16 protein-coding genes are annotated in these 17,541 nt (G+C 62.1%); 4 read left to right on the forward strand and 12 right to left on the reverse strand.

The window, feature by feature from the left end; genetic code table 11:
* Positions 1 to 30: 30 nt before the first annotated feature.
* The 5 genes from ASD69_RS16775 to ASD69_RS21350 all read right to left on the reverse strand — a co-directional run bounded on the left by ASD69_RS16775 (position 31) and on the right by ASD69_RS21350 (position 4,354).
* Entirely contained in the window at positions 31 to 438 is a 408-nt protein-coding gene (locus ASD69_RS16775; protein ID WP_157499257.1) for a hypothetical protein, read from the reverse strand.
* Between the two features lie 243 nt (positions 439 to 681).
* On the reverse strand, positions 682 to 1,164 hold the full coding sequence (locus tag ASD69_RS16780; RefSeq protein WP_056180901.1) for a hypothetical protein: 483 nt from the start codon (positions 1,162 to 1,164) through the stop codon (positions 682 to 684).
* Positions 1,165 to 1,196: 32 nt separating this feature from the next.
* Complete coding sequence (locus ASD69_RS16785) at positions 1,197 to 2,354, reverse strand: LamG domain-containing protein (RefSeq protein ID WP_082576568.1); 1,158 nt, start codon at positions 2,352 to 2,354, stop codon at positions 1,197 to 1,199.
* Positions 2,355 to 2,823: 469 nt separating this feature from the next.
* Positions 2,824 to 3,084, reverse strand: a complete 261-nt coding sequence (locus ASD69_RS22035; protein ID WP_157499259.1) for a hypothetical protein — start codon at positions 3,082 to 3,084, stop codon at positions 2,824 to 2,826.
* Positions 3,085 to 3,241: 157 nt separating this feature from the next.
* Positions 3,242 to 4,354, reverse strand: coding sequence for a DUF3883 domain-containing protein (locus ASD69_RS21350; protein WP_082576569.1), 1,113 nt, complete (start codon positions 4,352 to 4,354; stop codon positions 3,242 to 3,244).
* A 112-nt stretch (positions 4,355 to 4,466) separates the two neighbouring features.
* On the opposite strand from ASD69_RS21350, the gene ASD69_RS22040 reads away from it, so the two are divergent.
* The 3 genes from ASD69_RS22040 to ASD69_RS21360 all read left to right on the forward strand — a co-directional run bounded on the left by ASD69_RS22040 (position 4,467) and on the right by ASD69_RS21360 (position 6,736).
* Positions 4,467 to 4,688 (forward strand): CopG family transcriptional regulator, encoded by a 222-nt coding sequence (locus ASD69_RS22040; protein WP_200944021.1) that lies wholly within the window; start codon positions 4,467 to 4,469, stop codon positions 4,686 to 4,688.
* Positions 4,681 to 6,174 (forward strand): DNA cytosine methyltransferase, encoded by a 1,494-nt coding sequence (locus ASD69_RS21355; RefSeq protein ID WP_082576570.1) that lies wholly within the window; start codon positions 4,681 to 4,683, stop codon positions 6,172 to 6,174. Before ASD69_RS22040 ends, ASD69_RS21355 begins: the two co-directional genes overlap by 8 nt.
* 91 nt (positions 6,175 to 6,265) lie before the next feature.
* Positions 6,266 to 6,736, forward strand: a complete 471-nt coding sequence (locus tag ASD69_RS21360; protein WP_082576571.1) for a very short patch repair endonuclease — start codon at positions 6,266 to 6,268, stop codon at positions 6,734 to 6,736.
* A gap of 408 nt (positions 6,737 to 7,144) precedes the next feature.
* Here ASD69_RS21360 and ASD69_RS21365 read toward each other — a convergent pair whose 3' ends face one another.
* The 5 genes from ASD69_RS21365 to ASD69_RS16810 all read right to left on the reverse strand — a co-directional run bounded on the left by ASD69_RS21365 (position 7,145) and on the right by ASD69_RS16810 (position 12,979).
* Positions 7,145 to 8,020: a thymidylate synthase gene (locus ASD69_RS21365; RefSeq protein WP_082576572.1), complete on the reverse strand. Its 876-nt coding sequence runs from the start codon at positions 8,018 to 8,020 to the stop codon at positions 7,145 to 7,147.
* A gap of 22 nt (positions 8,021 to 8,042) precedes the next feature.
* Positions 8,043 to 8,849 (reverse strand): hypothetical protein, encoded by an 807-nt coding sequence (locus tag ASD69_RS22045; protein ID WP_157499261.1) that lies wholly within the window; start codon positions 8,847 to 8,849, stop codon positions 8,043 to 8,045.
* Positions 8,850 to 8,900: 51 nt separating this feature from the next.
* On the reverse strand, positions 8,901 to 11,606 hold the full coding sequence (aceE, locus tag ASD69_RS16800) for a pyruvate dehydrogenase (acetyl-transferring), homodimeric type (protein WP_056180911.1): 2,706 nt from the start codon (positions 11,604 to 11,606) through the stop codon (positions 8,901 to 8,903).
* A gap of 268 nt (positions 11,607 to 11,874) precedes the next feature.
* Positions 11,875 to 12,204 carry a multidrug efflux SMR transporter gene (locus ASD69_RS16805; RefSeq protein ID WP_056180913.1) on the reverse strand — a complete coding sequence of 110 codons (330 nt, stop codon included), beginning with the start codon at positions 12,202 to 12,204 and terminating at the stop codon, positions 11,875 to 11,877.
* 151 nt (positions 12,205 to 12,355) lie between these two features.
* Positions 12,356 to 12,979 (reverse strand): glutathione binding-like protein, encoded by a 624-nt coding sequence (locus ASD69_RS16810; protein ID WP_056180916.1) that lies wholly within the window; start codon positions 12,977 to 12,979, stop codon positions 12,356 to 12,358.
* A 94-nt stretch (positions 12,980 to 13,073) separates the two neighbouring features.
* On the opposite strand from ASD69_RS16810, the gene ASD69_RS16815 reads away from it, so the two are divergent.
* A complete protein-coding gene (locus ASD69_RS16815) occupies positions 13,074 to 13,940 on the forward strand; it encodes a LysR family transcriptional regulator (protein ID WP_056180919.1) in 867 nt (288 codons plus the stop codon).
* A 214-nt stretch (positions 13,941 to 14,154) separates the two neighbouring features.
* On the opposite strand, the gene ASD69_RS16820 is transcribed toward ASD69_RS16815, so the two are convergent.
* Entirely contained in the window at positions 14,155 to 15,168 is a 1,014-nt protein-coding gene (locus tag ASD69_RS16820) for a glycosyltransferase (RefSeq protein ID WP_082576574.1), read from the reverse strand.
* Between the two features lie 12 nt (positions 15,169 to 15,180).
* The gene (locus ASD69_RS16825) at positions 15,181 to 17,466 is read right to left on the reverse strand and encodes an NADP-dependent malic enzyme (RefSeq protein WP_056180925.1); all 2,286 of its coding nucleotides are present in this window, start codon (positions 17,464 to 17,466) and stop codon (positions 15,181 to 15,183) included.
* Positions 17,467 to 17,541 lie beyond the last annotated feature (75 nt).

The following is a 17,541-nucleotide window of genomic DNA, read 5'->3' on the forward strand; positions in this document are numbered from 1 at the left end:
TTCGACACGCCCCTGGCTATCAAGCAGCCATTACTGGCAACGGCCGTACGTGTTGGATTGATCGATGTTCACTACGGTCAGGTAGCGGTTCTGATGACCACTAAGCACGTAGAGCTCTTCCAGCTCGGCCGATGCGCCGTCGAAGTACGTCCGCGACACGACTTTCCATGCCATCGGAACTTTCGAGATTTGAACAATACGAAGCGGCTTGTTCCAATGCTCGTAGCCGACCAGCTTGGCTGGAGTGATCTCAAAGCGCGCATCGCTGTCGAGACTGTCGGGATTCTTGCAGTCCTCGTTCTCACCCAGCCAAATCCCTTTCAGCGCCGCCGGATAGTGAACCGCGCTAGATTTCCCTTTGGCCACGGCTCCACAACAGGCCATACCGACTATTCCCGCCAGCGCTATCGCAAACACCTTGCCTGCCTTGAACTCCATGCGGCACTCCTTGCGCTTCTCCACCTCTAGGATACGCCCGAGCAATTGCCGGTCGTCAACGGCGTATATGTTGTGCCGATGATCAAATGAATCGCACACCATCGCCCGCAACCGATGGTTGCGGCCGTCCAATCATTTCAGCGCGGCATGAAGGCACGAAAAAATAAAGGCGACCCTGGGGCCGCCTTCCTGGTTCAGCTTGCGGGTATCAAGGCGCCTGCGGATTCCGAACTATCGCCGCGCCTACTTCGCCGGCGTCTTGCGCGCAGCCGCCAGCGCCGGCGCACTCAACACGCCTTGCTGCTCGGCCAGCTTCAACAGCTGCGCCTCGATCTGCGACGCGGAGGTCGAGGAACGGGCGATGACGGCGGGAGTGCCTGCCTTAGCGGCGCCCAATCGATGCTCGGAGCGCAGGAAGCGGCCCTTCACGGTGTACTCGGGCTCGGCTTCCGCGCCTACCACTTCGACACGGATGCCGTTGTAACCCAGCACGGGCTGCAGCTCCGTCGAGCCCACACCCGCGCCAGTGGCCAAGGCGCCGGACAGCTGCGCCTGCAGCGAGCGAATGGTCTTGGCGTCGGTGATCGTCAGCGTGGGATTGGGCCGCCCCGAATAGACCAGGTAAGTCACACGCAGCGCGGAGGGCGCGGCGGGGGCATTCTGCGCCCAGGCCGCGGGGCCGCCGAACAGCGACAGCAGCAGTACACAGATGGCCCAGGCTTTCATCGGACGCCTCGATAGGAAGGAGTGAACGCGGTTCATCGGATTTCCTCGTGGCCGCCGGCCTGCACACTGTCCGACCACAGGCGGAAGTAGCCGCAGAAGTCGGTGTAGGGGCCGCGGTCGGCGTACTGCGGGTCGTTGATCGGCGAGCCGGAGTTGTCCAGGTTGGTCGCGGCCGTCTGCCCGGGCTTGTGGCTCCAGGTGCCGTACGCATCACGGCGGTACCAGTGGTAATCCTCGCCGGGCGCGACCACCAAGGCCACGGCGGTCTTGTAGCTGGGATCGTAGGGATCGGCGATGGCCTCCAAGCCGTCGCGCACGGCGGCGGCGTGGACCACGGCGCAGCTCATGCCGATGGCGGTCTGCCCCGACGCGCGGCCCGGCTGCGCGAAAGTGTTGGTGCGCTTGTTGTTGGCGTAGTTGTAGCAATTGTTCATGGTCATGGAGCCGCCGTTCCACGAACTGGGCTCGTACATCGGGTAACCCGGCGCCATCACCGTGGCGATCTCGTCGAAGGACAGCGCGCGGCTGTACACGTGCACCTCGTCCAGGCGATCGTTGAAATACGCGGCGCCGTCGACCGCGGCGCCGATCAACAGCGGCGCGTCGGTGTTGCTGAGGATCTCGGTCTGCAGCGGCCAGGTGCCCGCCTCGTTGCCGTCGATGTAGAACTGCACCGTGCCGGTGCTGCGCGCCACCGTCACCGCGACGTGGTGCCAACGGTTGGGCGTCAGCGCCATCTCGGTCAAGGACGCGTAGGCGGCCTTGCGCGATGAACCGCTCAACCGCAGCGTCACCCGCCGACTGCTTGAAATGCCGAACACGTAGCCGCCGTTGACGCCGCGGTTGTCCAGGATGGTGCGGGTGGTGATGGTGTCGCCCACGCGCACATAGGCGCCGAAGCTGAAATCGCCGCTGGCGAAACTCAGCGCCGGCGAGTACGGCACGGTGTAGTACTTGGCCCCGGCCAAGCTGGCGCCCCGATTGGCCCAGCCCCAGGAGGTGGTGTTGGCGCCGACCGCGGTGGCGTTGTGGCCATTGTTGGTCACGTCCGTGGCCACGGTGGAGATGGTCTGGAAGTTCCACCCCGCTACCGACCAGCCGGACACAATCGGCGTGGGTTGCGAGTGGCTGGAGGCGATGGGGAGCAAGGCGCCGAGTAGCAACGCGCACAGCACGAGCCTGGGTTTCATGCGATGTCCTTATGCATTGCAGACGACGGAACGGGGCCGCGCCTGCGGAACCGGCTGCCCCGAGCCGATGTGTGTAGTCCTGCCGCATCTTGTGCCGGGGCTCAGCGGGAACACAAGGCCCGCTGCTCTGTGCGCGCGGCAGCACACCGGCCCTAGTCCGCAGCCCGCAAGCCCTCTCCACCGCATTCATTGCAGCCCTCGAAGGCGGCCCAGCGACCGGACTCGTCCGAGTACTCGTTGCAGACCTCGCCCCGGCCCCGACAGTGCGGGCACCAGCGGTAGCCGTAGCGAACCGAGGCATCCCCTGGCGGCGCCGACGCTCGGAACCGCCGCTTGCGTATGTCCGATTTGAGGCTATCCGGATCGCTCATGCGCGTATTGAGCCATATCCGCGGCTGCATTCTTGGCCTGTCGCGCCCCTGTCGGCACCCGCGGGGCGCCGGCGCCGGTTTCGCCGAATCATGGCCACTCAGCCCTTGGCGGGCTTCTTCGGCTCGGTGAACACCCGTCTCTTCAGGTCCGCCAGCACCTTGCGCTGATCGGTCTGGTTGAGCAGCGAGAACGTCACGATGGCTTCGGCCACGATTTGCGTCTCAGCATAGAAGTAGGTAGGCGGAAGACCTCTAGCTCGAGCATGACACTGCGCGTCGGACAAACTTGCACCTTGAACCGCCAGCACGTACCGGCTGATGCCAAAAATCGTAACTTCCCGGTGCAATTCACTGCTCATACTCAGCTCCTTCTGCGCAAGTCAGCATCGACAGCTCTTCGATACGAGAGCAGACTAAACGACGCGACAGAAGGATTACGGCTAAATCATCCATCGTCAATTACGATAATCGTAATTACGTAAAAAGAAACTAGTGCCGGCTATCCATAAACTATTTTCAATTCACGTCACCCAGGCTAACAATAAATTCCATTTCATCAAAATCTAGAAACTCAGGGCGAACAGATACTGCGTCAACAGACACCTCAGCCGGAAGCGTCTCGAATACATCAAGCAAAGAACGCAGCACAGGACCGACATCGTGTGCTATGCGCATCTTTGCGCAATCATCCACAACGTTGTAGAGACGATAAATGTCGTACGGCGTCCGCCCCTCAACAGCCCTCCGCAATTCACTTAAGGATAAATGAATTGGATTGCTAAAACCTCCTCGCGTACTCTTAGCATCTACGAGCCGCTCATCGCCATTTACTGGGCCGATACGAAAATCATACGGGGATACAGCATTGATGCTTGAAGTCCACTCGTACCACTCAAAATTACCCCGCTCCAACTGACGATCAAAGTACTCATTTAATAATACTTCGCCCAAAACACCTGTTTGCTCAGCAACTTGCCGTGACGACACAAACTCCTCAGGAGTTATTCCTCGCCCCTCACGCCGCCGATTGATTTTCTCAACACCAATGACTCCACCAAGTACGGCATCTTCGAGATCGTCGGTCTTAAGCCATTCAAAGAGAGGATGACCGATAGGCAATGGCTCCACTGCAAGCACCGCTTCGATCTCCTCTTCATCGAGCAGCCACATCGATCCCTCGGGATAACGCCGATCAAGTTCTCGGTGAACACCAGCATCTACCGGAAGGGCCTGCGCCACCAAAACAATTTTGGCCGTACCCGGGACAACGTCACCAGAGAACTCGAATAAGGCAAAGTCACCAGGCAGCAGTATGTTATAGCGCTGAGGATCATCCTCTGGACTGTCAATGAATTCCCCATTGAGCCGCCAGTTTTTCTGCTGCTTAAGGATCTTTCTCTGAAGGTTGTAGCTCTGAGCCATTCCCGGGCCAAGCAGATACAAATCGATAGAAAAACGTGGTTGCGGCACCGCCGCCGGCTCACGCAGCTGAGGATAAAGCTCGTCTACCAGGACCCTAGAATCCAGGTTGAATGCCTTCTGTTTTCCCGCTGGATTATTTTGGAAATGCCATTTGAATAGCGTCAGATCAGATGCTGTGAGCTTCTTCAGTGCAAGCTTGCGCGCCATTTAAACGCCCTCTCCCCTCAGTCCTTGGTTCCTGTTCGCACGTGTCGTCAGAGTGACGCACACATATGCATCTTGGTGCACAATAGCATCACTCCATCTCGGATGGCTCCACATGAACCGTAGCTCTGTCGCTCCTGATCGCAAGTCCATCAGAACCTCAGTCATGTTGCCAGAAGGTGCGCACTTGCAGATCCAAGCTCTAGCCGACGCCAATCAAGTTTCCTCGGCTTGGATCATCCGCATGGCCATTCATCGCTTCTTAGATCAGCACCAGGGCCAGCTTGAGCTGCCGCTGATGAGGTCAATCGGACAAGGATCCAACTCCAATGATTGAAGACACTATTTCTCGCAAGCTTGCGCGTCTGCAAACCGGTGCGAAGCCTCGTGTTCTGGATCTATTTGCAGGTTGCGGCGGGCTTTCCTTAGGCTTCCAGGCCGCTGGCTTTGACATACGCGGCGCCGTGGAGTTCGATCAAGAGGCTGCCAGATCACATGGCTTGAATTTTCATGGCGGCGTTGAAGCCCACAGTCAGCCCATCGACATTACAAAAACATCCCCGACTGAACTATGCGCCCGATTGGGTACCGGCAAAGTAGCTGATGCTTTCGACGTCATAGTCGGCGGCCCTCCTTGCCAAGCTTTTGCACGGGTTGGTCGCTCCAAACTACGTGAGATCGAAGCTCACCCAGAGGCATTCATTCACGATCCGAGAGCACAGCTCTACAAGAAGTATCTAGAGTATGTAGATGCATTTCGCCCACTAGCCGTTCTAATGGAGAATGTACCTGACATCTTGAATCATGGCGGCCAGAACATCGCAGAAGAGACATGCGAGGTTCTGGAGGCCAAAGGCTACGTCTGCGGCTACACGCTTCTCAATGCCGCTTTCTACGGCGTACCCCAGATGCGAGAGAGGATGTTCCTAATCGCGTATCGCCGGGAAGTTGGCCAGCCTGTCTCGTTCCCCTCACCCAGCCATTGGCTCGTGCTTCCTCCTGGTTATGAAGGCTCCCGCTCTGTTGCGCTTAAGACGCTTCGTAGCCTCCTCAACGAAGCGCACTCATACATTGAGCCTCCAGTTGCTTCCGTGAACCTGCCCCCTGCTGTAACCGCCGAGGAGGCTCTGGGTGATCTACCAGCAATGCACGCCCGAGATCTCCTGGCCAGCGGCAAGATTACGCGGGGCGCCCGGCGCTTCGATACGCCAATGGCATACAACCGAAAACAGCCTTCGGCTTACGCAGAGTTGATGCGAGCATGGCCAAACCATGAGGCCTCGAAAGAGGGCCCAAAAGATCATGTTATTCGTTACTTGCCTCGGGACTATGAGCTTTTTGCGCGAATGAACGCCGGAGACCAGTATCCGGAGGCGCATGCTCACGCTGTGGAAATGTTCCAGGAGCGCCTGATGGCAGCGCGAACAAAGGGTGAAAAGCTCTTGGAAGGCTCTGCGAAATACAAGGCTTTGTGGGCTTCCATTGTCCCTCCTTATGACGCCAGCAAGTTCCCGAACAAATGGCGGAAGATGTGGCGTAATCAGCCCGCTCGCACGCTAATGGCTCACCTTGGGAAGGACAGCTATAGCCACATCCATTACGACAGCAAACAGGCACGAACCATATCGGTTCGTGAAGCTGCTCGACTGCAATCTTTCCCAGATGGCTTTGAATTCAGCGGAACGATGAACCCCGCATTCAAGCAAATTGGCAATGCAGTCCCTCCCCTGCTGGCAAGAGCAATCGCTACAGAGATGATAAATACGCTCCAGAAAGCAAACGAAGCCAAAGATATCCCTCTATCGATGGCTGCAGCGTCATAAATAGTGCTAAGCGCAGAGCCGCTTAGCCAGCCATACGCTCAGCAAGAGAGGCGTGAGGTTTAGAGTAAAAAATTGAAGTCCAAGAGGGTGAATTACGGACGTACTTACTCCTAAGCAACGCCGGCTCAACATGAGCCGCATCCGTGACCGAAACACTAAGCCGGAACTGATTGTTCGCCGCGGCCTCCACGCTCGTGGACTGCGCTATCGGCTGCAAGACCGCACGCTCCCTGGGCGTCCCGACTTGGTATTTCCACGCTATCGCACGGTGATCTTCGTCAACGGCTGTTTCTGGCATGGGCATTCGTGCCCGATGTTCCGGATGCCCGCCACTCGTGCGGAGTTCTGGCGAACCAAGATCGCTGCAAACCAGGAGCGCGACGCCAGATCTTATGCGGCTTTACTGGACGCTGGCTGGAGAGTCCTAACGATATGGGAGTGCAGCTTGAGAGGGCCCAATCGATGGCCTCAGGAAGCCGTTTTGAATACATGCAAAGACTTCATCGTTGGCAATTCTCACTCCGCTGAAATCTCAGGCCGTTCAACAGCGTCAGATGCCTGAGCTAGCATTGAAGAGTGTTCCAATCGCTTTTCCATAGCTATCGACGACCACAAAGAACCCCAAAGAACGCCGCATCGGGGGCTAGCTTTAAAGGCTTCTAATAGAAAAAGCCGGACCCATGCAAGGTGAATCCGGCCTCACTATTTGAGATGAACCAAGTGCATTTACGAGGTCTTTTCAATAAAGCGAAGAAAAGCCCCAGAATAAAAGTCCTATTCCACATAGCGCAGACAGAGATCCCACTATCACAGCGGAGATAACAGAGTAACTGACGAGCCGGCCACTCTCTTTCTGGATTGGGCGAGGAGCTAGTTTCAATGCCTTGTTAAGAGAGGCATTGCCTATGACCAGAAGCGCGATGCCGCCTATCAACGCATAGGCGTAACGAATGTTTTCCATAAAGCGGCCCTAGGCGGCGATTGCAGCCAACTTCCGATGTTCGCTCAAGAACTTCGCGCACACTCCCGCGAAACCAATGTTACTGCCTGTGTACTTCTTGCCGTGCTCACGCATCGCAGCTTCCTGCTCAGCTAGATCACACACTTCGGCAGTACCTGACATTCGAGGCATCATGCCGTCATCGGGCTGGCCGCAACCCGAACTCTTGATCAAATCCGCCAGCTGGTAATGACGCTCATACACGTGCATCGAAGCGGAATAGTGATAGTAGCTGCCAAGCTCCAAGCCCAGCTCAATAGCCATCAATTCTTGCAAACAAGTAAATAAGAACAAGTCATATGGAACCCCCCATATAACATCATTGCTTCTCATGTTAGCAAAAGCGCAGAGCTTTCCTTGGCGCACTATAAACTGAAGCGAGTTGACACAGGACATGTCCTTTGTTTCGCTAGAAACATCGACCTCATTCCTTAGATTCAGCACAGCTCTGCGAGAGTTTATATCTCTCTTAAGGAGAGATTTAACAGCGTGCCATTGCGTTCGATGACCGCTCGTTGCACCGAATATCCGAGCGCCATAGCAACTACCTCTAACCTCTCCGTCGGGGTCGGCGAAATTCTTCCACCTAGGTGTATAGAACGCCAATGGCGCAACGGAGGTGTCGCCTCTTAGGTGCCACAAGAACTCTGCGACGGCGAGAGCAGAACTCCAGTTCCTTCCCGGAATCGTAGTCAATCTACATCTCGGATTTGTCAGCTCAAACGACACGCCTAAGAGCTCGCGCGTCTTCATCCCTCTCGGATCAACTTCCATGCCGGCAGTCATGACGCTCTGGCAAAGCGCCACTTGTATTGCATTTGAAGAAGAAGCTCGAATTGGGCTCATAACACGATCCTCGTGATCTGTACTAGGGCGCACGTTTCGGCTGCGCAGCACCTATCTTCGCCGGCTCTTGTCTCATGGCAGGAGACTCGCTCGGTTGATATCTCACGGGAGGATAGCCATTTTGGATTTTTTCAAGCTTTTCAAGCCTTTCTCGCACTTCGGCATCTCGACTGTCGGCTGCGAACCTAGCCGCTGTGGCTACGCCGATTGTCACAAGCAGCGCGAAGAAAGCCAAAGAAAATGCAGCAATGGGCAGATATTTAAGCATCGTCTCCCTGAGACGATCATTTTCTTTCTTAGATGCCTGACCAACCAAACGCTTTATATTAAGAAAGTTCTTACCGAAATTCGCCACAGACCGCGCGCGAACTTCTCTACGGTATTCACCCTCAGACACATTTGCCCGCAGGCTTGATTGTTCAGGCAGATTGGCCCCGGCCTCGAAATTAATGCGATGAAACGTCAATCGAATAAACTTATCGCCCTTCTGAAGCAGTCGCTTTTCAGAACTGAAGTTAAGTATCGGCGTAGACAACCGATTCTTCCAACCAGGGTCGACAACTCCAATATTGAGGGTGAGCAGCCCATCATTACACAGCCTAGTCAATACATGCGCGAGCCCACAAACATCTGGGGGCAGATGAACACATTCTTTCGAGACAAGATGAGCGATGCCCTGGGGCTCCAGCATTAGAGAATCAACTGACTCTCCTTTGTGATTCACTATCTCGCCGATTGTTAGGATTTGCCCTACTTTCCAAGAGCCGTAATCATCTAGCCCCGGGAAGCTCGCCCTATCACTATCAAACTTTGGATGAACAAGCGTCATTTTGGGCTGTCCTTATTCTTCCATAATGGCAGAGGGCATTAACGCAGATGCTCAAACCCCCAAGGGGTTGGGCTTCTCCACATCAATCTTGTACTGCTTGATCGCCCGGGCCACATCCTTGCCCGTCATCTTGCCCTCCGCCGCCAGCGCCGCGACCGCGGCATGCGCGATGTAGTAGCGGTCGACTTCGAAGTGGCGGCGCAAGTTGGCGCGGGTGTCGCTGCGGCCGAAGCCGTCGGTGCCCAGCACGGTGTAGCGCATGGGGACGAAGGCGCGGACTTGTTCCGGGTACATCCGGATGTAGTCGGTGGCGGCGATGGCCGGGCCCTGGCGGCCTTCCAGCAGCTGCGTGATGTAGGGCTTGCGCGGGGTCTTGGCTTCGGGGTTGAGGCGGTTCCAGCGTTCGACATCCGTAGCGTCGCGGGCGAGTTCGTTGAAGCTGGGGCAGGACCAGATGTCGGCGGTGACGCCGAAGTCCTTGTCCAGCAGCTCGGCCGCGGCGATGGCTTCGCGCAGGATGGTGCCGCTGCCCAGCAGCTGCACGCGCAGTTCGCCCTTCTTGGGCTTGCCGGCGTCGGTCAGCAGGTACATGCCCTTGATGATCCCGTCCGCGCTGCCTTCCGGCATGTCGGGATGGGTGTAGTTCTCGTTCATCAGGGTGAGGTACCAGTACTCGTCGTGCTGCTCGGTCAGCATGCGCTGCATGCCGTGTTGCAGCAGGGTCACGACTTCGTAGCTGAAGGTGGGGTCGTAGCTGCGGCAGTTCGGGATCAGGCCGGCCTGGACCATGCTGTGGCCGTCTTCGTGCTGCAGGCCTTCGCCGTTGAGGGTGGTGCGGCCGGCGGTGGCGCCCAGCAGGAAGCCGCGCGCGCGCATGTCGGCGGCCTGCCAGGCGCTGTCGCCGATGCGCTGGAAGCCGAACATCGAGTAGTAGATGTACAGCGGCAGCATCTGCAGGTCGTTGGTGCTGTAGCTGGTGGCCGCAGCCAGCCAGGACGAGAACGCGCCGGCTTCGGTGATGCCTTCTTCCAGTACCTGGCCGGTGGTGTCTTCGCGGTAGTACATCAGCTGGTCGCGATCGACCGGCTTGTACTTCTGGCCGTGCGGAGCGTAGATGCCGAGCTGGCGGAACAGGCCTTCCATGCCGAAGGTGCGCGCCTCGTCGGCGACGATGGGCACCAGGCGCGGGCCGACCTGCTTGTCGCGCAGAGCGATGTTGAGGGCCTGCACGAAGGACATGGTGGTGCTGATTTCGCGCTCGCCGGTGGTCTTGAGCAGGCGGTCGAAGGCTTCCAGCTTGGGCACTTCCAGCGAGGTGCTGGCCTTGCGGCGGCGCTGCGGCAGGAAACCGCCCAGGGCCTTGCGGCGCTCGAGCATGTACTCGATTTCCGGCGACTTATCGCCAGGGTGGTAGAACGGCACGGCGCCGTCTTTGAGCTGTTCGTCGGTGACCGGGATGTTGAAGCGGTCGCGGAACAGACGGACGGCTTCGTCGTCCATCTTCTTGGTGCCGTGGGTCGGGTTGAGCGATTCGCCCGACGCACCCATGCCGTAGCCCTTGACCGTCTTGGCCAGGATCACGGTGGGCATGCCCTTGGTGTTCACGGCCTCGTGGTAGGCGGCGTAGACCTTGTGCGGGTCGTGGCCGCCGCGGTTGAGGCGCCAGATGTCGTCGTCGGACAGGTTGGCGACCAGCGCAGCCGTCTCCGGGTACTTGCCGAAGAAATTGTCGCGGGTGTACTTGCCGCCGAAGGCCTTGCAGTTCTGGTACTCGCCGTCGACGGTTTCCATCATCAGCTGACGCAGCTTGCCGGTGGTGTCGCGCGCGAGCAGCGGATCCCAGTAGCTGCCCCAGACGGTCTTGATGACGTTCCAGCCGGCGCCGCGGAACTGGCCTTCCAGCTCCTGGATGATCTTGCCGTTGCCGCGCACCGGGCCGTCGAGGCGCTGCAGGTTGCAGTTGATGACGAAGACCAGGTTGTCGAGGCCTTCGCGGCCGGCGACGGAGATGGCGCCCAGGGATTCGGGCTCGTCGGTTTCGCCGTCGCCCAGGAAGGCCCAGACCTTGCGGTCGGACTTGGGCATCAGGCCGCGGCCTTCCAGGTACTTCCAGTTGCGCGCCTGGTAGATGGCGCTGATCGGGCCCAGGCCCATCGACACGGTCGGGACCTGCCAGTAATCCGGCATCAGCCACGGGTGCGGGTAGGAGCTGATGCCGCGGCCGTCGACTTCCATGCGGAAGTTGTCCAGGTGCGATTCGCTCAGGCGGCCTTCCAGGAAGGAGCGCGCGTAGATGCCGGGCGAGCTGTGGCCCTGGATGCCGATGACATCACCCGGGTGGTCGGCCGAGGGTGCGCGCCAGAAGTGGTTGAAGCCGACGTCGTACAGGGTGGCCGCCGAAGCGAAGCTGGCGATGTGGCCGCCGAGGTCGCCGGGCTTGCGGTTGGCGCGCACGACCATGGCCATGGCGTTCCAGCGGATCAGCGAGCGGATCCGCCATTCCATCGCGGCGTCGCCGGGGCTTTTTGCCTCCAGGTGCGGCGGGATGGTGTTGATGTATTCGGTGGTGGGCTGGAACGGCAGGTGCGCGCCGGCGCGGCGCGTGACTTCGACCATGCCTTCGAGCAGCTGGTGGGCGCGCTCGGCGCCGTCGCGGGCGATGACGGCCTGGACGGACTCGACCCATTCCTGGGTTTCGGTGGGATCGGGGTCGTTCTGCAGCAGGTCGTGCAGGGAGCTGGCAAGCGGCTGGTTCATCGATCTCGCGGCCCCGTGGCCGCGCCTCGGAAGTGGGGGCGGATTAGAGTCCCGAGTCTAACAAATGGGGGGCTGGGATCGGCTTGCTTTGGGTGGTGAAAGGGGTGGGATAGTACGTTTTGATTAGGGTGAGGGTGTATTCGGGTGGCGGGGAGAGCAAATCCCCCCTAGCCCCCCTTTTTCAAAGGGGGGAACTGAGTCGCGGTAGGTTTGGCCTCCCCCTTTGGAAAAGGGGGATTGAGGGGGATTTGCTCCTCACCAGGCGCGCTCACACCGGTGCGCGATGCAGCAACACGATGCCGGCGACGATCAGGGCCACGCCGCCGAGGCGCAGAGGGTTTAGGGTTTCGCCGAACACGGCGGCGCCCAGCAGCACGGTGCCGGCGGCGCCGATGCCGGTCCAGACGGCGTAAGCGCTGCCTACCGGCAAGGCGGTCAGGGCGCGGCCCAGCAGGTAGACGAAGGCGGCCAGGGCGATCAGCGACACCACCGTCCAGCCGGGACGCGTGTAGCCCTGCGATAGCTTCATCGACGCCGCCCAGGCGACGTCGATGAGGCCGGCCGCGATCAGCAGCAGCCAGGCGGTGGCGGGTTTCATGCGATTCGCTCCGGCGCGGCAGCCCAGATGACCGGGCTGTGGAATCGGCCCGGCGCGAAACGCGCGCACTCGCCGCTCGCATCGCTGGTGCGATGCGCGCACGCGCGACGAGCGCGACCCTGCGCTCGCGCCGCTGGAACGACTAGGGCGCTCACGCGGCCGCCTGCGCCTGCGGCGCGCGTTCGGCCTGCAGCGCCTCGGCCACGCTGGGGCGGGCGCGGATGCGTTCCAGGTAGGCGGCCAGGTGCGGCGTGGCGTCCAGCGACAGCTTCAGCGCGCGCGACCAGTCGGCGATGGTGAACAGGTAAGCGTCGGCGATGCTGAAGTCCTCGCCCAGCAGGAACGGGTGATCGGCCAAGTGGCGATCGACCAGGGCCAGGCGCGGCACCAGGCGTTCGCGCGCGACCTGGCCGGGCTGATCGCCGTACTCGGGGTGGAACAGCCAGGGGCTGTAGGTCTTGTGCAGCTCGGTGGCGATGTAGGTCAGCCAGCTCAGCAGCTCGATGCGGCGCGCCTCGGGCGCGATCCGGCCGCTCGGGTCCTGGCTGCCGAGGTGGCTGAGGATGGCGACGCCCTCGCGCAGCAGGCGGCCGTCGTCGAGCTCCAGCAGCGGCACGTAGCCCAGCGGGCTGAGCTGGCGATAGTCGCGACCATCGCCGACCACGATCGGGTTGGGGCCGATGCGCACGCGCTGCAGTTCGACCGGCAGGCCGAGCTCGCGGATGACCAAATGGGCGGCGAAGGAGCAGGTGCCGGGGGTGTAGTAGAGCTTCATGGCGGGGGTCCGATGCGAAGTGGGAACGGGAGCCGTTACCCTGCGCGCAGACCCGCGCCGCGAGTACCGGCGCCACGACAAGGATTGCTTGCAGATGCGACACGATCGGCTGTCCCTGGAGGACCTGGAACTGGTGCGCGCGATCGGCGCCAGCGGCAGCCTCAGCGGCGCGGTGCGGCTGCTGGAGGTGGACCACTCCAGCGCGTTCCGGCGCCTGGCCGCGATCGAGGCGCGCGCGGGCGCGGCGCTGTTCCGGCGCAGCCGGCGCGGCTACACGCCGACCGAGGCCGGCGAGCTGGTGATCGTGGCCGCGCAGCGCATGCTGTCGGACGCCGAGCATCTGGCGCGCCAGCTCGCGGGCCAGGACGAACGCGCCGAGGGGCGCATCCGTATCACCATCCCCGACACCCTGGCCACGGTCGCGGCACGGCTGTGCGCGGATTTCCGGCGCGCGCATCCGGCCTTGAGTTGCGATCTGATCGTGGCCAATGCGTTTTCCACCCTGCAGCAGCGCGATGCCGATGTGGCCCTGCGCGCGAGCGCGGCGCCGCCGGAAGGCTTATCGGCCAAGCGCGTGGCGACGATCGCGACCGCGGCCTACGCGGCGCGCGGCGCGGGCGATCGCAGTCCGATCCCGGGCGGCGATTGGGTCGGTTTCGACGAGGCGCTGGCGCATCTGTCGTCGGCGCGCTGGCTGCAGCAGCAGGTGCCGGCCGCGCGCATCGCGATGCGGGTGAATTCGCTGCCGGCGGCGCTGGCGGCGTGTCAGGCCGGACTGGGCCGGGCCCTGCTGCCGTGTTACTACGCCGACGAGGCCAAGGGACTGAAGCGCTTGTCGGACGCCCTGCCGGATGTGCGCACGGAACTGTGGTTCGCCACGCATCCGGATTTGCGGCGCTCGGCGAAGGTGCGGCTGCTAAGGGAGTTCGCGGTGGATTGGATGGCGCGGGAATTTGCGTAGGCAGCGCGCCACAGCGACGGCAGAGGCGCTGCTTCCTGTGGGAGCGGCGTAAGCCGCGATCGCGCTGCTTCGGCTGCGACGAGATCGCGGCTTACGCCGCTCCCACAGAAAGCGGTGGACGGGTTTGGGATAGGTAAGGCGCGAATCGGCCCACGCGGGCAGCTGCGGTGGCGCGGTCGCGGCTTACGCCGCTCCTACCCCAAAGCAGCGCGCTTCAGGCGTGATGCAAACCGAACCAGCGCCGCGGCATCAGCAGCTTCAGCGCGCGCTCGGCGCTTTTGCGGCGCAGGCCGGGCTGCAGCAGGCCGCGCAGGACGGGGCCCAACCAGTGGCGGCGCTTTTCTCGCAGGATGGCTTCGCGCGCGTCGGCTTCGATGCGGTACATGGCCAGCACGTTGCGGGCGTCGCGCAGGGCGCGGCCACGCAGCTCCGGCATCTGGCCCATGCAGTGCTCCAGGTCGTCGGCGGTGCCGCGGTAGAAGCGCACGGTGCGCTCGTAGCGGCGGCGCACTGCGACCTCGGGCGCTTCGTCGCGCGCGAACACGCAGCCGCTGACGCTGCCGGGGTGGCGGCGGTACTGCAGCAGCGGTTGGCGCAGGCACAGCGACTGCCCGAGCAGCGCGCCGCGCAGGCTCAGGGCGTTGTCTTCGATCGGGCCCAGCAGCGGGCCGAAGCGGTCGTAGACCTCGCGCCGGAACGCGAGGGTGGCGCCGAGCAGGCCGATCAGGCGGCCGATGCGCACGTAGTAATCGATCTGGTAACGCTCGGGACGGCGACGGAAGCGGATGTCGATGCGCGCGCCGTCGGCGTCGATGCAGTCGAAGTCGCTGCCCAGCACCATAGCCTCGGGCGCTTCCTCGAACGCGCGCAGGATGGTCGCCACGCGCTCGGGATAGGCGATGTCGTCGCCGGCCATCATCACCACAATCTCGCCGCGCGCCAGCGCCATGGCGTCGTTGAAATGCGCGGCCACGCCCAGGTTGCGCGGGGTGCGGCGCACGCTGACGTCGTGGATGCCGCGATAGGCGGCCACGACCTCACGAGCGATCTCGTAAGTGCCGTCGTCCGAACTATCGTTGGAGACGATGATCTCGCAAGGCACGGTCTGGGCGAAGGCGCCTGCCAGCGCGGCGCGGATGTAGGCGGCGTCGCGGTAGCACAACAACAGCACGCTGACCGCGGGTCTCGACGCGGTCAGCGTTGGGATGCAGGCGCCCCCCTCGCCCATGCGGCGGCTACGCTATGGACCGGTGGTCCGCGCGGCGCGGATCTGCGCGTCGACGGCGGCGATCGCGGTCATGTTGACCACGCGGCGCGGGGTCGAGGCCGGGGTCAGGATGTGCGCCGGCTTGTCCAGGCCCATCAGGATCGGACCGATGGCCACGCCGTCGGTCATCACACGCACCATGTTGTAGGTGATGTTGGCGGCATCCAGGTTGGGCAGCACGAACAGGTTGGCACGACCGTGCAAGGTGGCGTTGGGGAAGATGCGCTTGCGCAGCAGGTCGTCCCAGGCGGTGTCGGCCTGCATTTCGCCGTCCATCTCCAGCTTGGGCATGCGCTGGCGGATGATCTGGCGGACCTTGCGCATCTTGGCTGCCGACGGGTTGTCGTGGCTGCCGTAGTTGGAGTGCGACAGCAGCGCGACCTTGGGCTCGATGCCGAACAGCTTGAGGCGGTAGGTCGCCTGCAGCGTGGCTTCGGCGATCTGCTCGGCGGTGGGATCGACCTGGACATGGGTGTCGAGGAAGAACCACGCGCCCTGGTCGTTGATCACGCCGGTCATGGCCGAGGTGCCCTGCACGCCCGGGTCGAAGTCGAAGATGCTGCGCATGTAGCCCAGCTTCTTGTGGAAGCGGCCGACCAGGCCCGAGATCATGGCGTCGGCTTCGCCGCGCTCGACCATCAGCGCCGCGATCAGGGTCGGGCGCGAACGCAGCAGGTTCTTGGCCGCGGCCGGGCTGACGCCTCGGCGCTCGGTCAGGGCGTGGTACTGCTGCCAATAGTCGTTGAAGCGCGGGTCGTCGTTGATGTTGGTCAACTCGAAATCCACGCCTTCGCGCATGCGCAGGCCCAGGCGTTCGATGCGGGTCTGGATCACGTCCGGGCGGCCGATCAGGATCGGCGTGGCCAGTTCTTCGTCGATCACCGTCTGCACCGCGCGCAGCACGGTCTCTTCTTCGCCCTCGGCGTAGACCACGCGCTTGCGGTCGGCGCGCGCGCGGTCGTAGACCGGCTTCATCAGCAGGCCGGTGCGGTAGATGTACTGGCTGAGCTTTTCCTCGTAGGCGCCCATGTCCGTGATCGGACGCGCTGCCACGCCGGAGTCCATCGCGGCCTTGGCCACCGCCGGCGCCAGCATCACCAGCAGGCGCGGGTCGAACGGACGCGGGATCAGGTACTCGGAGCCGAAGGTCGGTACTTCGCCGCCGTAGGCGCCGCCCAGGTCGGACGATTCCATGCGCGCCAGCGCGGCGATCGCGCGCACGCAGGCCAGCTTCATTTCTTCGTTGATGACCGTGGCGCCGACATCCAGCGCGCCGCGGAAGATGTAGGGGAAGCACAGCGCGTTGTTGACCTGGTTCGGGTAGTCCGAACGGCCGGTGGCGATGATGCAGTCCGGGCGCACGGCCTTGGCGTCTTCCGGCAGGATTTCCGGATACGGGTTGGCCAGCGCCAGGATGATCGGCTTGGGCGCCATGGTGGCGACCATCTCGGCCTTGAGCACGCCGCCGGCGGACAGGCCCAGGAACACGTCGGCGCCGGCGACGATGTCGGCCAGGGTGCGCTTGTCGGTGTCGCGCGCGTAGCGCTCCTTGTCCGGGTCCATCTTGCCGCGGCCGGTGTAGAGCACGCCATCGCGGTCCACCGCCAGGATGTTCTCCGGCTTCATGCCCAGCGCGACCAGCATGTCCAGGCAGGCGATGCCGGCCGCGCCGGCACCGCTGGTGGCCAGCTTCACTCCGGCGATGTCCTTGCCGACGATCTCCAGCGCATTGAGCACGGCGCTGCCGACGATGATCGCGGTGCCGTGCTGGTCGTCGTGGAACACCGGGATCTTCATGCGCTCGCGCAGCTTGCGCTCGACGATGAAGCACTCCGGGGCCTTGATGTCTTCGAGGTTGATGCCGCCGAAGGTCGGCTCCAAGGACGCGATGATGTCGACCAGCTTGTCGGGATCGCGTTCGTCGATCTCGATGTCGAACACGTCGATGCCGGCGAACTTCTGGAACAGCACGCCCTTGCCTTCCATCACCGGCTTGCCGGCGAGCGGGCCGATGTCGCCCAGGCCGAGCACGGCGGTGCCGTTGCTGATCACGGCGACCAGGTTGCCGCGCGCGGTGAGCTCGCTGGCGGCGTTGGGGTCTTCGACGATCGCCTCGCAGGCGTAGGCCACACCCGGCGAGTAGGCCAGGGCGAGGTCGCGCTGAGTGACCATGGGCTTGGTCGCGGTGACCTTGATCTTGCCGGGCGGGCTGAGGCGGTGATAGTCGAGCGCGGCGTTTTTCAGATCGTTGTCGGACATCGCGGGTGGGCTGCCGTGGCGGGGCCGGAAGGTGAATGGACTAGCAGTCTAATGGATAGCCACGCGGTATTCGCA

Source organism: Lysobacter sp. Root604 (genome assembly GCF_001427505.1).
GTDB lineage: Bacteria > Pseudomonadota > Gammaproteobacteria > Xanthomonadales > Xanthomonadaceae > Lysobacter.